The sequence below is a fragment of the Mesorhizobium huakuii genome (genome assembly GCF_014189455.1).
In the GTDB taxonomy this organism is placed as follows: Bacteria; Pseudomonadota; Alphaproteobacteria; order Rhizobiales; family Rhizobiaceae; genus Mesorhizobium; species Mesorhizobium huakuii_A.
On the sequence record NZ_CP050296.1, the window covers coordinates 3,792,492 to 3,809,426 of the forward strand.

The window sequence follows — 16,935 nt, forward strand, 5'->3', positions numbered from 1 at the left end:
TTGCCTCTCGTCGCCTCGATAAAATCGTTGGAGCCTACCTCCCGCCAAGCTGTTGCGCGAGCATGAAACCCGAGGCCGCACCGGTGCCGGCGCCCGGCCATGTCGCGGCTCCGGTGAGATGCAGATTGGCCAGCGGCGTGTTCCAGCCGGCATAGCCGCGCGCCGGGCGGAACAAAAAATTCTGCGCCAGATGGTGGCTGCCGCAGACCTGGTCGCCGCCGACGAGGTTCGGGTTCTCACGCTCGAGATCGATCGGTGAGAACACCGAACGGCTGAGGATTTTGCTCCGCAGCCCGGGCGCATAGGTCTCGATGATATCAATGACGCGCTCGGCGTAGGCCTCCTTGACCTGATCCCAATGCCCGGGCGCGATCTTGGCCGATGCATCACCGAGGATCTCGGCCGGCAGCATGCGCACCTGCACCCACAGCACATGCTTGCCCTGAGGCGCGCGCGACGGATCGATCGCTGAGGGCTGGCCGACGACCAGCACCGGCTCGTCCGGCAGCATGCCGGCCATCGCCTGCTGATAGGTGCGCGACATCGCATCGAGCGACGGCGACAGATGCACATAGGCGAACTGCCGCAACTCGGCGCCAGCGCGCCAGTCCGGTAAATCGTCCAGCGCCAGATGGATCATCATCGTGCCCGGCGCGTAGCGGAATTTCTGCATCGACGTGTCGAAGCCGGCATTGCCGGAACCGCTGGGCAGGAGCTTGCCGGTCAGCGCCTTGGGCGCGACGCCGGCGATGACAGCCTTGGTCGCAGTATGCGTCTCGCCGGAAGCGAGACGAACACCGGTCGCCTTGCCGGCGGAAACCGTGATCTCGACCACCTCGGCGCTGGTGAATATCTTGCCGCCGGCCGCCGTCACCATGCCGGCCAGCGCCCGGATGATGGTGTCGGCGCCGCCCTTGCCAAGCACCATGCCGAAACTCTGGTTGGCCATCGATTCCAGATAGGGGAACACCGCACCACCCGCGATGTCGGGCGCGAAATCGAGATGCATGCCCCAGCTGGCGAGCGTCGCCCGCACATGCGGCGACTCGAAGTTTTCTTCCAGCCAGGCGCGCGGTGAGGACAACAGCAGTCGGCCGGTGTCGAGCGCGCCGGACATGCCCTTCTTGCGCCACAGGTTCCACGCCGTGCCGGCCAGCGCTCGCGCCCTCATCGGCGATCCCAGCAGCCGGAACAGATGTTCGGCCTCCGCCGGGAAGGCAGCAACGAGTCTGCGCCATGTCGCGGCATCGGCCGCGGAGAAGGCAGCCATGCGCGCAGCGGTCTTTTCCAGATCGTTGCTGACGCCGAACCAGCGTCCGTCCGGGAAGGCGCTGACAAAACAATCGGCGACGGGCGCGAATTCCAAGCCCTGCGCTTTCAATTCATTTGCATATTTCCGGTGGAAGGCGGAGCCCGCAAACAGGCTCAGATTCATCGCGCCGAAATCGTGACGGAAGCCGGGAAGGGTGAATTCGCGGGTCTGGACGGCGCCGCCGATTGTTGCACTGCGCTCGAAAATCCCGGTTTTCCAGCCTTTGAGCGCCAGATGCGCGGCGCATGCCAGACTGTTGTGGCCCGCCCCGACAAAGATGGCGTCGAACTCGCTCACGCCCCGTTCCCATTTCCTTTATGCTTAAAGATAATTGCAGATGCATATGTTTTCGTCTAGTAGGATATTAAGGGCCGAGACGAGCCTTGATCATCACTATCAAAGAGGGAACAGAGACCATGGACACCCAAAAACTCCTCGGCGAAGTCGCCGGCCAGTTGCTGTCAGGCGCCATCAAGGTGGTTGACCTCTCGGCGCAACTCGGGCCCGACACACCGCTGATCAAGCTGCCGCCGGAGCTTGCCGTCGACACGCCGAAGGTCGAGATCCATTCGATCTCCCGCTATGACAAGAACGGTCCGTGGTGGGCGTGGAACTGGCTGAAGCTCGGCGAGCATTCCGGCACGCATTTCGATGCGCCGCAGCATTGGATCACCGGCAAGGATTATCCGGACGGTGCCACCGACACCATTCCGGCGCAGAATTTCGTCGGCCCGGTCAATGTCATCGACTGCTCCAAGGAAGCCGCCGCCGACCACGATTTCCTGCTCACCGTCGATCACATCAAGGCGTGGGAGGCCAAGCATGGCGCGATCAATGCCGGCGAATGGGTGGTGATGCGCACCGACTGGTACAAGCGCAACGGCTCGGAAGCCGAATTCCTCAACGCCAACGAGACCGGCCCGCACACGCCTGGCCCGACGGCGGAAGCCATCCAGTACCTGATCAGCAAGGACATCAAGGGCTGGGGCTCGGAGACGATCGGCACCGATGCCGGCAAGGCCGGCGGCATGGAGCCGCCATTCCCGGCGCACACGCTGATGCACAAGGCCAACCGCTACGGTCTCGCCAGCCTCTGCAACCTCGACCAGCTGCCGCCGAAGGGTGCGATCCTGATCGCGGCACCGCTCAAGATCGAGCACGGCACCGGCAGCCCGATCCGCGCGCTGGCACTGGTGTCGGGGCAGTAAGGAGATCTTCGGGAGAAGATCATGCAGGTTGGCGAGGCGATAGGGAGGCAGGTTGGCGGCGCTCGCGCTTTACGGCGTAGAGCGCTGACCTCGCCGGCCTACCCGCTGCCCCCCAGGAAACCCCCAATGAAAGCCCCCGATCACATCATCGTCGGCAGCGGCATCAACGCGCTGGTCTGCGCGGCGATGCTTGGCGGCAAGGGTGCGAAGGTGCTCGTGCTGGAGCGCAACGACCGCATCGGCGGCTGCATGCGCACCGAGGAGATCACCGCGCCCGGCTTCATCCATGATGTGATGGCGACGACCTTCGTGCTGTTCATCACCTCGCCGGCCTTTGCCGCATTGGGCGGCGATCTTGCACGACATGGGCTGGAGTTCTGCCACACCGGCACGCCGACCGGCGTGCTGCGGCCGGACGGCAGCCATGCCGTGCTCAGCACCGACCGCGCCGCCAATGTCGCCGCCCTCAATGCGATCGCTGCCGGCGACGGCAGCCGGCACGCGGAAGATGTCGGTGGCATCGAGCGTAATGCCGGCCTACTGTTCGGCCTGCTCGGCGGTGCACTGTGGTCCTACCCGACGGCCAAGCTGCTGGCCGGTGACGCCTGGCGGCGTGGCCCGCGTGGCCTTGCTGCCTTCCTCGGCGAAGCGCTGGTGCCGGCGCGCAGCTGGCTTGAAAGCACCTATCAGTCCGAAACCATCCGCGCCCTGTGGGCACCCTGGGTGCTGCATGCCGGGCTGGGGCCAGAAGATGCCTTCTCCGGCCAGATCGCTAGGGTGATCGCCTTCGCGCTCGAAGCCGCCGGCGCCCCGATCGTCAAGGGTGGGGCGAAGAACCTGCTGTCGGCCTTCGACGCATTGATCACCGAGCGCGGCGGCGTCATCTCCACCGAAGCCGATGTTGCCTCCATCATCTTGGCTGGAGGCCGCGCCACTGGCGTGCGGCTGGCCTCGGGCGAAATGGTGCATGCCAGGAAGAGCGTTATCTGTTCGGTCACGCCGACGCAGCTCTATGGCCGGCTGCTCGGCAGCGAGGCGCCCAAGGCCGATGTCGAGGCAACGCGGAAATATCGCTACGGCAAGGGCAATTTCCAGATCCACTATGCCCTCGACAAGCCGCCGTCCTGGCGCGGCGAAGGACTGGACAAGGTCGCGCTGCTGCATCTGACATCTGGGCTCGATGGCGTGTCGAAGGCCTGCAACGAAGCGGCACGCGGCCTGCTGCCGGAAGTGCCGACCATCTGCGTCGGCCAGCCGCATGCGCTCGACCCGTCGCGCTGCCCGCAGGGCAAGGCGATCCTGTGGCTGCAACTGCCCGAGGCGCCGCGCCACATCAAGGGCGATGCCGCCGGCAAACTGCAGGCGCCGGCCGACGGGCAATGGACCGACGCATTGCGCGAGGTCTATGCCGATCGTGTCGAAGCCATCCTCGCCAGCCATATCGACGGCTTCAAGGACAGCGTGATTGCGCGCCGCGCCTATTCGCCGGCCGACCTCGAGGCGATGAACATCAATCTGGTCGGCGGCGATCCCTATGGCGGCTCGTCCACCATCGACCAGGCCTTCCTGTGGCGGCCGTTCAAGACCAGCCGCAACCACCAGACCGGCATCAAAAACCTTTACCATATCGGCGCCTCGACCCATCCTGGCGCCGGTCTCGGCGGCGGCTCCGGCTTTCTCCTGGCGGGGAGGCTGTGATGGAACAGAAGGTCGCGGAAAAGCGCCAGCGCATTTCGACGCTCGGCCAGATCGGCCTGCAGCAATTCGCGCCCTATCTGATGAACCGCATCATGGGCCGCTACAACGCCACCTTGCGCGACGATTTCCGCAAGCAGGGGCTGACCATTCCGCAGGTGCGCACGCTGGCGGTCCTGTCGGTCGCTGACGGCGTCACCGTCAACGATCTCTCGGTCTACACGGTCATCGAGCAGTCGACCTTGAGCCGCACGCTCGACACGCTGGAGGGGCAAGGCTTCGTGCGGCGCGAGCAGGGTGTCACCGACAGCCGCATTCGCCATGTGTTCCTGACCGATGACGGCCGCGCCGAGTTCACCCGTGCCTGGCCAGCTATGCATGACGCATTCGAGGCGATGTTCGACGATATCGACGACGCCGAATATGCGGCACTGATCGCCACACTTTTGAAGATGCTGAAGAACATTCGCAAGCACGACATCTAGACCTACGCGCCGCCAATGCCCGGCGGTAACGGAAGGAGCAGAAAAATGGCCGAACGGTCTTTTGCCAAGGAAGTCGAAAAGCTGCGGCTCGGCGCCGGCGAGGAATTTGCCGGTGAAGGTATCCTCGCCATCACCAAGGCGCTGCTGCAATGCGGCGTCGGCTATGTCGGCGGCTATCAGGGCGCGCCGATCAGCCATCTGATGGATGTGCTGGCCGATGCGCAGGACATTCTGGGCGAGCTCGGCGTGCATTTCGAGGCGAGCGCCTCGGAAGCCACCGCCACCGCCATGCTCGCCGCTTCGGTGCATTATCCTATCCGCGGTGCGGCGACCTTCAAGTCGACCGTCGGCACCAATGTCGCCTCCGACGCGCTTGCCAACCTTGCGTCCGGCGGCGTCACTGGTGGCGCGCTGATCATCGTCGGCGAGGATTATGGCGAGGGCTCCTCGATCATGCAGGAGCGCAGCCATGCCTTTGCCATGAAGAGCCAGGTCTGGCTGCTCGACCCGCGCCCGAACCTGCCGTCGATCGTCAAGGCGGTGGAAGATGGCTTCGAACTGTCCGAGATCTCCAACACGCCGGTCATGCTGCAGGTGCGCATCCGCTGCTGCCATGTCCATGGCCATTTCATCGCCAAGGACAACAAGCGCCCGCCGATGACGGTGGCCGACGCGCTCGAAGCCCCGCGCCGCGACACTGGCCGCATCGTGCTGCCGCCCGCCTCCTTCCTGCACGAGAAGGAGAAAGTGCAGAAACGCTGGCCGGCGGCGGTGGATTTCATCCGCAAGAACAAGATCAACGAACTCTTCGGCTCGGATCACGGCTCCGTCGGCATCGTCATGCAGGGCGGCATGTACAATGCGGTCATCCGCGCGCTGCAGCGTCTCGGCCTTGCTGACACTTACGGCGAGACGGATGTGCCGCTTTATGTGCTCAACGCCGTTTATCCGCTGATCGATGACGAATTCCTGTCCTTCTGCGAAGGCAAGCAGGCGGTGCTCGTCGTCGAGGAAGGCCAGCCCAATTACATCGAACAGGCATTCGCCGCGATGCTGCACAAGGCCGGGCGCGGCACCCGATTGGTCGGCAAGGAATATCTGCCGATGGCCGGCGAATATACCGGCCAGGTCATGCTCGACGGCATTGGTACGTTCCTGCGCGCCGAGGCACCGCATCTCCTGCCGGGCGAGGTGCGCGCGCCCAACAAGGTCGGCGATGGCGTCGACACCGCGGACCTGATCAATGTGGTGCCGGGCCGCCCGCCGGGCTTCTGTATCGGCTGCCCGGAACGGCCGATCTTTGCCGCGACGAAACTGGTCGAACAGGAACTCGGCAACCACCACATCGCTTCCGACATAGGCTGCCATCTGTTCTCGATCATGCCACCTTTCGAACTCGGCGCCACCACCATGGGCTACGGATTGGGGCCGGCCTCGGCCTCAGCCTTCAATTCGCCCGACGCGAAACGCCGCTCGATCTCCTTCGTCGGCGACGGCGGCTTCTGGCACAACGGCCTGACCTCCTCGATCGGCAATGCGGTGTTCAACAAGAACGACGGCGTCATCGTCATCGTCGACAATTTTTACTCCGCCGCAACGGGCGGACAGGACATCCTGTCGTCCCGCGCGGGCAACAAGACCAAGTCGACCAAACATCCCATCACCGAGGCCGTGAAAGGCATGGGCGTCAAATGGCTGCGCCATGTCGACCGCACCTATGACGTGACCAAGATGCAGGACACGCTGCGCGAGGCGCTGACGACGGACGAGAAAGGGCCGAAGGTCATCGTCGCCTCGTCCGAATGCATGCTGAACCGCCAGCGCCGCGAAAAGCCGCTGGTCGACAAGGCGATCAAGGGCGGCGAGCGGGTGGTGAAACCGAAATTCGGCGTCGACGAGGACATCTGCACCGGCGACCATGCCTGTATGCGGCTCTCCGGCTGCCCGTCGCTGTCGGTGAAGTCGCTCGACGATCCGTTGCGCGACGATCCGGTGGCATCGATCGACCAGAGCTGCGTCGGCTGCGGCAATTGCGGCGAGGTCGCGGATGCGGCGGTGCTCTGCCCCTCCTTCTACCGCGCCGACGTCGTGCACAATCCGAGCCGCTGGGACCGCTTTCTGGAAAGCGCGCGCCGCGCCACCATCAGCCTGCTGCAGCGCCGCCGCGAAAGCCGGCGCCTGACCTTCGCCGATGCTTGACGCTGTCCCGCCCTTTCGCGCCAAGGCCGGCGCCCAGGATGATGAGCGGGTCATCAAGCTCGCCGTACTCGCCGTCGGCGGCCAGGGCGGCGGCGTCCTGGCGGACTGGATCACTGACGTCGCCGAGCGCAATGGCTACGTCGCGCAGTCGACATCGGTCGCCGGCGTCGCGCAGCGCACGGGCGCCACGATCTACTATGTCGAGATGGCCCGCGACACCGGCCGGCTGCCGGTCTTCGCGCTGTCGCCCTCGCAGGGCGACGTCGACGTACTGATCGCGGCCGAATTGATGGAAGCCGGCCGCGCCATCATCCGTGGTTTCGTCACGCCCGAGCGCACCACGCTGATCGCCTCGTCACACCGCATCGCCGCTGTGTCGGAAAAGATCGAACCGGGCGACGGCCGGGCGTCATCTTCCAAAGTGCATGCGACGGCGGAAGCCGCGTCCAAACGCTTCATCGCCTTCGACATGGAAAAGATCGCCGCCGACAACGGTTCGATGATTTCGGCCAGCCTGCTCGGCGCGCTGGCGGGGTCCGACGCGCTGCCGTTCACCCGCGAAAGCTATGAGCAGGCGATCGGTGCTGGCGGTCGTGGCGTCAAGGCCAGCCTTGCCGCCTTTGGCACTGCGTTTGACCGCGCGCGCGGCACGGCCGCACCTGTGCCAAAGCCGGCCGAGCCGGCGATCGTCGAACCCGCCCTGGGGGCAGGGCGCGTAACCGGCCCGCAAAACCTGCTGCAGGGCTGGCAGGCGCTCGCCGCCCGCATCGACCTGATGCCCGTGGCCGTGCGCGACATGGCGCTGCGGGGCCTCAGAAAGGTCGTCGACTATCAGGATATCGCCTATGGCCGTGACTATCTCGACCGGCTGGACAAGGCCGTCGCGCTGGACGGCGCCGACCATGCCCATGCGCTGTCCATTGCTGCCGCCAAGCATCTCGCCAACGCGCTCTGCTACGACGACATGATCCGCGTCGCCGACCTGAAGACGCGCTCGACACGCGACAGGCGCGTGCGCAAGGAGGTCGGCGTCAAGGATGGCTCGATCCTGCAGGTGACCGAGTATTTTCATCCGCGCATCGAGGAATTCTGCGGCACGCTGCCGGCGGGGCTCGGCAGCTACATCGAGAACCGCCCGAAACTCGCCGCCTTCCTCGATCGTCGCATCAACCATGGCCGCCGCATCCGCACCGACAGCTTCGCCGGCTTCGCGGCGCTTTGGTTCATCGGAGGCCTGCGCCGCTGGCGCCGCAGCCTGCTGCGCCACAAGGTCGAGATGACCCATCTCGATCGCTGGTATGCATTGGCGCTTGGCCACGTCCCCCAGGACTACGCGCTGGCCGTCGAAATCCTCAATTGCCGCCGGCTGATCAAGGGCTATAGCGACACCCATGTCCGCGCCCAGTCGAAATTCGACCGCGTGCTGTCGGCGCTTGCCATGCTCGAGGGTCGAGCCGATGCCTCCGACTGGATCCGCCGCCTGCGCGAGGCGGCGCTGAAGGACGAGAAGGGCGACATGCTCGATGGCGCGCTGAAGACAGTGGCGACGCTCAGACCAGGTTCGGCAACTGAGGCGCCCTAATCCCTGACAGACGTCACCGGGCCGCTATCTCCGTTTTCGGCAGCGGTGAACGCTGTTCATTTTCTGCTTGAACAATGTTCAAGGTGTGATAGAGTGCGTTTATGAACGATGTTCATTTCTGACGAGCCGAAAGCCGGGGATGGACATCAGGCACAGTAAGGAAGTTTAACCAGCTCAAGACTATCACTGAGATTGAAACAGCGCCTGCAACCCGCAGGGCCCATCGGCATACCGTCGTAGGGTTCCGCCAAATGGAAATCGCCATGAACACGCATCTGATGTTGTCCCGGCGCTTTGCGCCTCTGTTCTGGACGCAGTTCCTGTCCGCCTTCAATGACAATTTCCTCAAGAACACACTGGTGTTCCTGATCCTCTTCACGCTCGCCGCCGGCCAGGCGGCGTCACTGGTCACGCTCGCCGGGGCCGTCTTCATGGCCCCCTTTCTGCTGTTGTCCGCGCTTGGCGGCGAGATCGCCGATCGTTTCGACAAGGCGCTGATCGCGCGCCGGCTCAAATTCGCCGAGATCGCCGCCGCGGCAGTCTCTGTCGCCGGCATCGCGCTGTCGTCGATCCCGGTGCTGATGGCGGCGTTGCTGATGTTCGGCATCATCTCGGCCCTGTTCGGGCCGATCAAATACGGCATCCTGCCCGATCACCTCGAGCGCAAGGAACTGCCCAAGGCCAATGCCTGGATCGAGTCGGCCACGTTTGCCGCCATCCTCGGCGGCACCATCGCCGGCGGCGTCGTCTCGGCCGATGGCATCGGCGTCACCGTGTTCGGGCCGATCATGATGGCCTTGGCCGTCAGCTGCTGGTTCGTCAGCCGCTACATTCCGCCAACGGGTTCGGCAGCGCCTGACCTCGTCATCGACAAGAACATCTTCCGCTCGACCTGGCGTCAGGTCAGCGAGTTGCGCACCGACATGCGCATCTGGCGCGCCGGCCTGATGACCTCGTGGTTCTGGCTGATTGGCGCCATCGTGCTGTCGATCCTGCCGACGCTGATCAAGGATTCGCTCGGCGGCAACGAGATCGCCGTCACCGTCTATCTGGCGGTGTTTGCCGTCTCGATCGCCATCGGCTCGGCCATTGCCGCATGGATGTCGCAGGGCCGCATCGTGCTTCTACCCGCACCGGTCGGCACGGCGCTGCTGGCTCTATTCGGCCTGCATCTGGCCTGGACCATCTGGAGCATGCAGCCTTCGCCGAAGGCAGAAACCCTTGCCCTGTTCTTTGCCGGGCCAAACACGATCCGTGTCGCCATCGATCTCGCCGGCATGGCCATCGCCAGCGCCTTCCTCGTGGTGCCGACCTTCGCCGCGGTGCAGGCCTGGTCGCCTGAAGCGCGCCGCGCCCGGGTCGTCGCCGCGGTCAGCATCGTCAATGCCGGCTTCATGACGGTCGGCGGCATTCTCGTCGCCGCGATCCAGACGAAAGTCTCCACCGGCGGCATCCTGTTCGGCCTCGCCGCGGCCAACGCCGTCGCCGCCTGGCTGATGCTGAAATTCCTGCCGACCAACGCGTTCCGCGACTTCGTCTCCATCCTGTTCCGCGCCTTCCTGCGCCTGGAGGTCGAGGGCATGGAGAACCTCAAGGCGGCCGGCAAGGCGCCGATCCTGGCGCTGAACCATGTCAGCTTCCTCGACGGTCCGCTCGCCTTGACGCTGACCGATGAGGAGCCGGTCTTCGCCATCGACTACACCATTGCCCAGGCCTGGTGGATGAAGCCGTTCATGAAGCTCGCCCGCGCTTTGCCGCTCAACCCGGCCAAGCCGATGTCGACCCGCACGCTGATCAAGATCGTGCAGGGCGGCGATCCGCTGGTCATCTTCCCCGAAGGCCGCATCACCGTCACCGGCGGGCTGATGAAGGTCTATGACGGCGCCGCCATGGTAGCGGACAAGACCGGCTCGATGGTCGTACCGATCCGCATCGACGGGCTGGAGAAAAGTCCGTTCTCGCGGTTGACGTCTCAGCATGTGCGCCGCCGCCTGTTCCCGAAGGTCAAGGTGACCATTCTGGAGCCGGTCAAGCTCGAAGTGCCGCAGGAACTGAAGGGCCGCAAGCGCCGCGCCGCGGCGGGTGCCGCGCTTTATCAGGTCATGTCGGATCTCGTCTTCCGCACCCAGGACATCGACAAGACGGTGCTGGAAAAGATCATCCTGACGGCGAATGAACGCGGCATGAAACGGCTCGCCGTGCAGGATCCGGTCACCGGCTCGCTGAGCTATGGCAAGCTGCTGACGGCGGCCGCCGTACTCGGCGAGAAATTCCAGAACCTTTACGCCGATCAGCAGACACTCGGCATCATGCTGCCCAATGCCAACGGCTCGTGCGCCACGCTGCTTGGCGTCATGTCGGCGGGTAAGGTGCCGGCGATGATCAACTTCACAGCTGGTGCCGCCAACATCCTCTCCGCCTGCAAGGCCGCCGAAGTGAAGACCGTGCTCACCTCACGCGCCTTTGTCGAGCAGGCAAAGCTCGGCGCGGTGGTCGAGGAGATCGGCCGGTCCGTCGACATTGTCTGGCTCGACGATCTGCGCAAAACCATCGGGCTCAAGGACAAGCTGCTCGGCCTGCTGCGCAAGTCGACGCCGCGCGCGCCGCGCAAGCCCAACGACCCGGCGGTGATCCTGTTCACCTCGGGCTCGGAAGGCACGCCGAAGGGCGTGGTGCTCACCCATCGCAACATCCTGGCCAACGCCGCGCAGGCGGCCTCGCGCATCGACTTCCATTCGGGCGACAAGGTGTTCAACGTATTGCCGATCTTCCATTCCTTCGGCATGACGGCCGGCACGGTGCTGCCGCTGATCTCGGGCGTGCCGGTGTTTTTTCTACCCGTCGCCGCTGCACTACCGCATCGTGCCGGAGCTGATCTATGCGTCCAACGCGACGATCATCTTCGGCACCGATACGTTCCTCAGCGGCTATGCGCGGACCGCGCACCCCTACGACTTCCGCTCGATACGGTATTGCTTTGCCGGCGCAGAACCGGTCAAGGCGTCGACGCGCATGACCTATATGGAAAAGTTCGGCGTGCGCATCCTGGAAGGTTATGGCGTCACCGAGACCGCGCCGGTGATCTCCATCAACACGCCGATGTACAACCGTTCCGGCACCGTCGGCAAAATCATGCCCGGCATGGAATACCGTCTCGATCCGGTTCCAGGCGTCGACGAGGGCGGCCGGCTGCATGTCCGCGGGCCTAACGTGATGGCCGGCTATCTCAGGGCCGAAAAGCCGGGCGTGCTCGAACCGCTGCCGGATGGCTGGCATGACACAGGCGATGTCGTCTCGATCGACGAGGGCGGCTTCATCGCCATTCGCGGCCGGGCCAAGCGTTTCGCCAAGATCGGTGGCGAGATGATCTCACTCGCCGCCGTCGAGGCGCTGGCGGGTGAATTGTGGAAAGGCTCGTTGTCGGCAGTCGCTTCCGTGCCGGATGCGCGCAAGGGTGAGAAGCTCATTCTCGTCACCGAGGCTCCCGGCGCCACACGCGCCGAGTTCCTGGCCTTCGCCAAGGCGAATGGCGCCATGGACCTGATGGTGCCTGCCGAAGTGCGCGTCGTCCAGAAGGTGCCGGTGCTCGGCTCCGGCAAGCTCGACTTTGCCGGTGTGACCAAACTGGTGCGTGGAGAGGACGCGCCGGTCGCCAAGGTCGAGGCCGCCTGATCAAGGTGACGACGAAACGACGCCGCTGAAGACCGTGGCGTCGCTTGGCGAGCGCTTTAACCTAACGAATATGTGATCGGACCACTCACCCGGCATTCAGCCGGGTGAGTGGTATGGTGTTCCCAGGAATGTCAACCATGGAGGACACAATCATGCTCACCAGATACATTCTACCGATTGCTATCGCCGCAGGCACATTGATGCTGTCGAGCGTCGGCTCGCAGGCCTTGCCCATGGCAAAGCCCAGCGCCGGTTCGTTGCCAATCGAAAGCGTCGGCTGGAGATGCGGCCCTGGCTGGCACGTGAACCGGTGGGGAAATTGCGTGCCCAACCGTCGTCGCGTGATAATAGTCCGGCCGGGACATTGGCGGTACCATCACCACCACCGCTGGCACCACCGTTGGTGATCACGCAGCGGATTGACGCGGCACTCGCTCCGACGTGACGTGGTTGTTTCCGCCAAAGATGGCGTCCCCTGTGACGCCATCTTTGTTCCTCATATGACAAGATCCCACATCGGCTTCACCGCTGCGGATTCCGGAAACACCTTGTCGCCGAGCACGGCGGCCGAGAGGCCGAACTGGTCGGCGAGCAGTCCTTTCAGCACCGCCCTGACATCGCTGGTCGGTGCGAGGTCGCGCTGTTCGTAGAGTTGGGCCGGCTTCAAGCCCGGCCAGTCGGCGATGACGCGGCCGCCCTTGATCGCGCCGCCGGCGAGCAACACCACCGTGCCGGTGCCGTGATCGGTGCCGACCGTGCCGTTGATCTGCGCCGTGCGCCCGAACTCGGTGATGGCGACGATCGCCGTGTCCTTCCAGCGCTCGCCGAGACCCTTCTCGAATTCCTCGAAGGCGCCGTCGAGGCCGCCGAGCAGCGTGGCGAGACGGCCGGTCACGCCGCCTTCGTTGACATGCGTGTCCCAGCCGTCGAAGGCGAGTGCGGCAACGCGCGGCCCGTCATCGGCCGCGATCAGCTTGGCCGCACCTTGCGCGGCCTGCCGCATCCCGGCGGCGCTGTCGAGGCCGCCCTTCGGCTTCATAGCCTTGGCGCCCATCTGGTCGTCGAGCGCCATGCGGTCGGCGTCGAGACCTTTTTGCAGGGCCACCGCCAGCACCGGATCGCGATGCTGGTAGAGGTCGAGAACCCGCGCCGCGAGGTCACCGGCCGGCGCCGGCAGGGATTGTGGCGCCCAACCGAGCACGGGGGCGGCACCTCGGATCACCAGTGGCGTCGAGGGGCCGACGGCCAGTCCGCCAAGCGTCGCCACGCGGTCGCCTGCCGGCAGGTTTTCCAAGGCCCGGTTGAGCCAGCCGGTGGCGACATGGCCGGGGCCGGCAAAACCGCTTTCCAGTACGTCCTGGCCGTCGAAATGCGAGCGTTCGCGATAGCCTGTCGCGGCCGCATGCACGACAGCGGCCTGCTTGTCCTTGAACAGGCGCGCAAACACCGGCATCGCCGGATTGACCGCGAAGAAATCGTCGAGCGGCAGTGCGGCGTGCGGGCCGGTGAGCGAGAGAGCGATGTCACCATGCAGGCCGGCATAGTCGGGATCGCCGACCGGACCGACCGCCGACAGGCCGTCGAGCGCGCCGCGCAGGACGATGACGATCAGGCGCGGATCGCGATTGTCGGCGGCGCGGGCGAAGCGCGGCAGATAGGCCCAGGCAAACAGCGAGCCGCCGGTCATCAGTACGGCGCGGCGGGAAGGATGAGGAGTTTCACACAGCAGGCTCATGACTTGATCTCCATGGGAGTTGTCGGCGCCGGGCCTGTCGATCGCGCTATCGTCTCTGGAATTCGGGCGCCATCAGCAACAGCGCCAGGCCTTGCTGCTTGGACTCGGCGCGGGCCACCGCTTGCCGCGTCTCCGGCGAGGCGGATGGACCGATGACGGCGTCGAGCATGTCGTTGGGATTGCCGATATCCTTGACCTGGCGGGCCGCCTGCCAGGCGATGTCGAGGCGGATCTTCATGCCTTCGGCCGACGCCCAGCTGGCCGCCTGGTCGGAAAAGCCGTTCGGCCCCGGCGGCTGCCAGAGCGGCTCGCCGAGCGCATTGAGCCAGTTGAGCGACTGGCCGGGATCGTTCGCCGGACCCGGGCCGGCCGCCCTGCGGATGGCGGCGATGTAGTCGAAGGGCGAGCGCATCTTGGCGAGGGGCGTCGACCAGGCCTCCGGCATGTCGATGATGGTCGCCGCCAATGCCCGGAGATTGCCGTCGCTCTTGGCGAAAACCTTGGCCAGGCGCGCCACCGCCGCGGGCGGCGGGTCGTCCGCGATGAAATGACGGGCGAGTTCGGTGGCGATGTGCTGCGCCGTCGCCGGATGGCTGGCGATGTCGTTGAGCGCCGCCTCGGCCTGGCCCAAACCGCCGGCCGGATAGGTCTTGCCGAGCAGCACCGCGTCGCCCGGCTCATGGGCATTGGCGTTGAAGACGGAACTGCCGGGTTCGCCCAGCCGTCCTTCGCGCCCGGCCATCGTCCAGCCGGTCAGGATGCGGGCGAAGCTGGTGACATCGGCCTGGCTATAGCCGCTGCCGACGCCGAGCGTGTGCAGTTCCATGATCTCGCGGGCGAGGTTCTCGTTGAGGCCGCGCTGGCGGTTCCTGCCGGCGCGGGAGTCCGGGCCGATCGACTGCTGGTTGTCGAGATAGAACAGCATCGCCGGATGCCGTTCGACCGCCATCAGCATGTCGGCGAAACGGCCGAGCACGAAGGGCCGGATGGCTTCCCGCTCGAAGGCACCGGCGCTCGCCCGCACGATGTTGTCCTTCGCCACGGAGACGCAGAAATGGTTCGACCAGAAATAGACCAGACGTTCGACAAAGCCGGCGTCGGCCCGAAAAGCCTTGTCGAAGCGCGCCTGGGCTTCGGCGCGGAACAGTGTGGCCTCGATTGGCGGCGCGGGTTTGGCCGGAGCTGCGGGCGCTGGTCCAGGTTGTGCAGGCGCAATTGGGGCCGATGTGGCCTGGGCCGTCATGGTCTGGGCGCTCGCCATTGCCGGCTGTGCCGCGGTGGCCATACGCTCGCGGTCGAGCTTGCGCTGGAAATTTGCCGCCATGCTGGCCTGGATGGCCGGTGTGCTGCCCAGCAGCCCGGCATAGGCCGGGTCGTCAAGCGGGATCATGGCGATATCGGGTTGCCGCAGTTCCGCCTTCAGATAACCGCGCGGATCGCGGGCGACCCTGTCGCGGTCGCCGGGCCTTGCGCCGAGCCCGAAGCGGTTGAAAGCGACGAGAGCCGGATCTGGGGCTGGCTGGGAATTGGACGCAAGGGTAGCCAAGTCAGCTCTCCGTCGCTTGGGCTTCCCGCGCGGCGCGTGAAGCCCGTTCGAGCCGTTTCGTGCCTGTTCAACTGGGGTCGTGGGGCCGGCGCGGCCGGCCCCCGTGGCCCTTACCAGTGATGCCAGCGATGCCAGTGGTGGTGCGGATGCCAGACGTAGAAGGCGGGGCCAGGCCCGTAGTAATAGCGGGGGTAGACCACCACACGGTTGGGGACGCAGCGGCCCCAGGGATTGGGATGCCAGCCAGGCCCGCAACCCCAGGCGACGTGCTCGACCAGCGCCGGGGCGGCAAGCGGGGCCAGCGGCATCGCCGAGGATGCCGCAACCGTCGCGGCCGTTCCGGTCACCGCAAGAGCGGTGGTGATCGCGTATTTTGTCAGATAGTTCATGACCATGCTCCGAAGTTGTCCGAGATTGGAAACCTGTCGGCACCAGATGGTCCGGCAGGTCCTGCCCTTCATTTCGTTAAACGGGCGCCGTCGGCATTTTCCGTCGGTCGTCACGGCGATTTTTTTGGCGCTGTCGACGGCTGCGTCCCGCTGCGTCTCGCGAGCCCCTCCGCCAGCACGCTGCGATCCTCGGCGGAACCCGTCGCCGCGAACTCGACGATGCGCTGCTCCAGCCGCGTGCGTACGGTGACGTCGGCATTGCGGGCCCGCTCCAGAGCGGCCGACAAAGCTGTCGTGTCGAGGACAGGTTGCCGCAGCAAATCCGCCGCCTCGCGCCTGGCCTGCTGGCCGTCGAGGATGATGTCGCGGGATTCGCGCCTGACCTCGCGCAGCGCCTTGCGGAACAGCGTGCGCTGCTGGTCGGGAAGCCGGCCGCCGGCCGCCTCCAGCGAAGTGCCCTGGCCCTGCTTGCCGCTTTTTATCCAGACGGCCCCGCCGGCCAGCGCGCCGGCCAGGAAGACATTCAGCACCACCGAGGCGATGAGGAGGTTACGGGCTGCGCTCATAGGTCTTCCTCGATCGTCTCGGGTCCGGCATCGCCGAACGCCGTCGCATTGGCATCGAGCACGTAGTGGTCTGGCGGAACCTCCGGTGTAACGACGGTCACCAGGGCCAATCCGGCGATGGCGCCGGCGAGCCCGATGCCGGCAAGCCCTAGCCCCAGCCACCAGAAGCGCTGACGCCGCTGCCGGACGATGTGCCGGTCGGCGACCCGCAGGATGCTGTCGTGCAGCGCCCTGCCGGGGTGCGGGACGCTGTAGCTGTCGAGCAGGGCGTCAAGCGTGCCGGCCTTTCGCGAAATGGCCTGGCCCGTCTCGCTTGAAGCAAAGGCGGTGGCTGCTTGGCGCTCCGCTTGCGGCCAGCGCCGCAAATCGCCGCCATAGGCTTCGGCGAGCGCCGCGAAACGCCTTACGTCCATTGCCGGATCGTTCTCGATGTCTTCAGCCATCTGTCTTCCCCTTGCCCCTTGGTGCCGCGTGCCCACGCGGGTTGGAAACGAGGCAGCCCCGCCGGACGCCCTCGATGCTCGGTGACTGTGCGCCATTCATGGC

At 65.5% G+C, this 16,935-nt stretch carries 12 protein-coding genes and 1 pseudogene; 7 read left to right on the top strand and 6 right to left on the bottom strand.

Annotation, left to right across the window (positions count from 1 at the left end; all coding sequences use genetic code 11):
- Positions 1–34 precede the first annotated feature (34 nt).
- Complete coding sequence (locus tag HB778_RS18715) at positions 35–1,609, bottom strand: phytoene desaturase family protein (protein ID WP_183455932.1); 1,575 nt, start codon at positions 1,607–1,609, stop codon at positions 35–37.
- A 119-nt stretch (positions 1,610–1,728) separates the two neighbouring features.
- Here HB778_RS18715 and HB778_RS18720 point away from each other — a divergent pair, with 119 nt between their 5' ends.
- From HB778_RS18720 to HB778_RS43470, 7 genes and pseudogenes are all read left to right on the top strand, one after another.
- Positions 1,729–2,520 carry a cyclase family protein gene (locus tag HB778_RS18720; protein WP_183455934.1) on the top strand — a complete coding sequence of 264 codons (792 nt, stop codon included), beginning with the start codon at positions 1,729–1,731 and terminating at the stop codon, positions 2,518–2,520.
- Between the two features lie 126 nt (positions 2,521–2,646).
- On the top strand, positions 2,647–4,218 hold the full coding sequence (locus HB778_RS18725; RefSeq protein WP_183455936.1) for a phytoene desaturase family protein: 1,572 nt from the start codon (positions 2,647–2,649) through the stop codon (positions 4,216–4,218).
- Positions 4,218–4,700 (top strand): MarR family winged helix-turn-helix transcriptional regulator, encoded by a 483-nt coding sequence (locus HB778_RS18730; RefSeq protein WP_027043603.1) that lies wholly within the window; start codon positions 4,218–4,220, stop codon positions 4,698–4,700. The genes HB778_RS18725 and HB778_RS18730 overlap by 1 nt, the downstream gene beginning before the upstream one ends.
- 45 nt (positions 4,701–4,745) lie before the next feature.
- Entirely contained in the window at positions 4,746–6,899 is a 2,154-nt protein-coding gene (locus HB778_RS18735; protein ID WP_183455938.1) for an indolepyruvate ferredoxin oxidoreductase subunit alpha, read from the top strand.
- Complete coding sequence (locus HB778_RS18740; protein ID WP_183455940.1) at positions 6,892–8,481, top strand: indolepyruvate oxidoreductase subunit beta family protein; 1,590 nt, start codon at positions 6,892–6,894, stop codon at positions 8,479–8,481. The genes HB778_RS18735 and HB778_RS18740 overlap by 8 nt, the downstream gene beginning before the upstream one ends.
- Before the next feature lie 263 nt (positions 8,482–8,744).
- A pseudogene (locus HB778_RS18745) lies at positions 8,745–12,153 on the top strand (acyl-[ACP]--phospholipid O-acyltransferase).
- A 152-nt stretch (positions 12,154–12,305) separates the two neighbouring features.
- Complete coding sequence (locus HB778_RS43470; protein ID WP_432421265.1) at positions 12,306–12,560, top strand: GCG_CRPN prefix-to-repeats domain-containing protein; 255 nt, start codon at positions 12,306–12,308, stop codon at positions 12,558–12,560.
- An 89-nt stretch (positions 12,561–12,649) separates the two neighbouring features.
- On the opposite strand, the gene HB778_RS18750 is transcribed toward HB778_RS43470, so the two are convergent.
- The 5 genes from HB778_RS18750 to HB778_RS18770 form a co-directional block, all read right to left on the bottom strand.
- Positions 12,650–13,888, bottom strand: coding sequence for a DUF1501 domain-containing protein (locus HB778_RS18750; protein ID WP_183455943.1), 1,239 nt, complete (start codon positions 13,886–13,888; stop codon positions 12,650–12,652).
- A gap of 46 nt (positions 13,889–13,934) precedes the next feature.
- Positions 13,935–15,434 (bottom strand): DUF1800 domain-containing protein, encoded by a 1,500-nt coding sequence (locus tag HB778_RS18755; RefSeq protein WP_183455945.1) that lies wholly within the window; start codon positions 15,432–15,434, stop codon positions 13,935–13,937.
- A 110-nt stretch (positions 15,435–15,544) separates the two neighbouring features.
- Positions 15,545–15,823, bottom strand: coding sequence for a GCG_CRPN prefix-to-repeats domain-containing protein (locus HB778_RS18760; protein ID WP_183455947.1), 279 nt, complete (start codon positions 15,821–15,823; stop codon positions 15,545–15,547).
- A gap of 110 nt (positions 15,824–15,933) precedes the next feature.
- On the bottom strand, positions 15,934–16,389 hold the full coding sequence (locus HB778_RS18765) for a periplasmic heavy metal sensor (RefSeq protein WP_183455949.1): 456 nt from the start codon (positions 16,387–16,389) through the stop codon (positions 15,934–15,936).
- Positions 16,386–16,832, bottom strand: coding sequence for a hypothetical protein (locus HB778_RS18770; protein ID WP_244661511.1), 447 nt, complete (start codon positions 16,830–16,832; stop codon positions 16,386–16,388). Before HB778_RS18770 ends, HB778_RS18765 begins: the two co-directional genes overlap by 4 nt.
- Between the last annotated feature and the right edge of the window lie 103 nt (positions 16,833–16,935).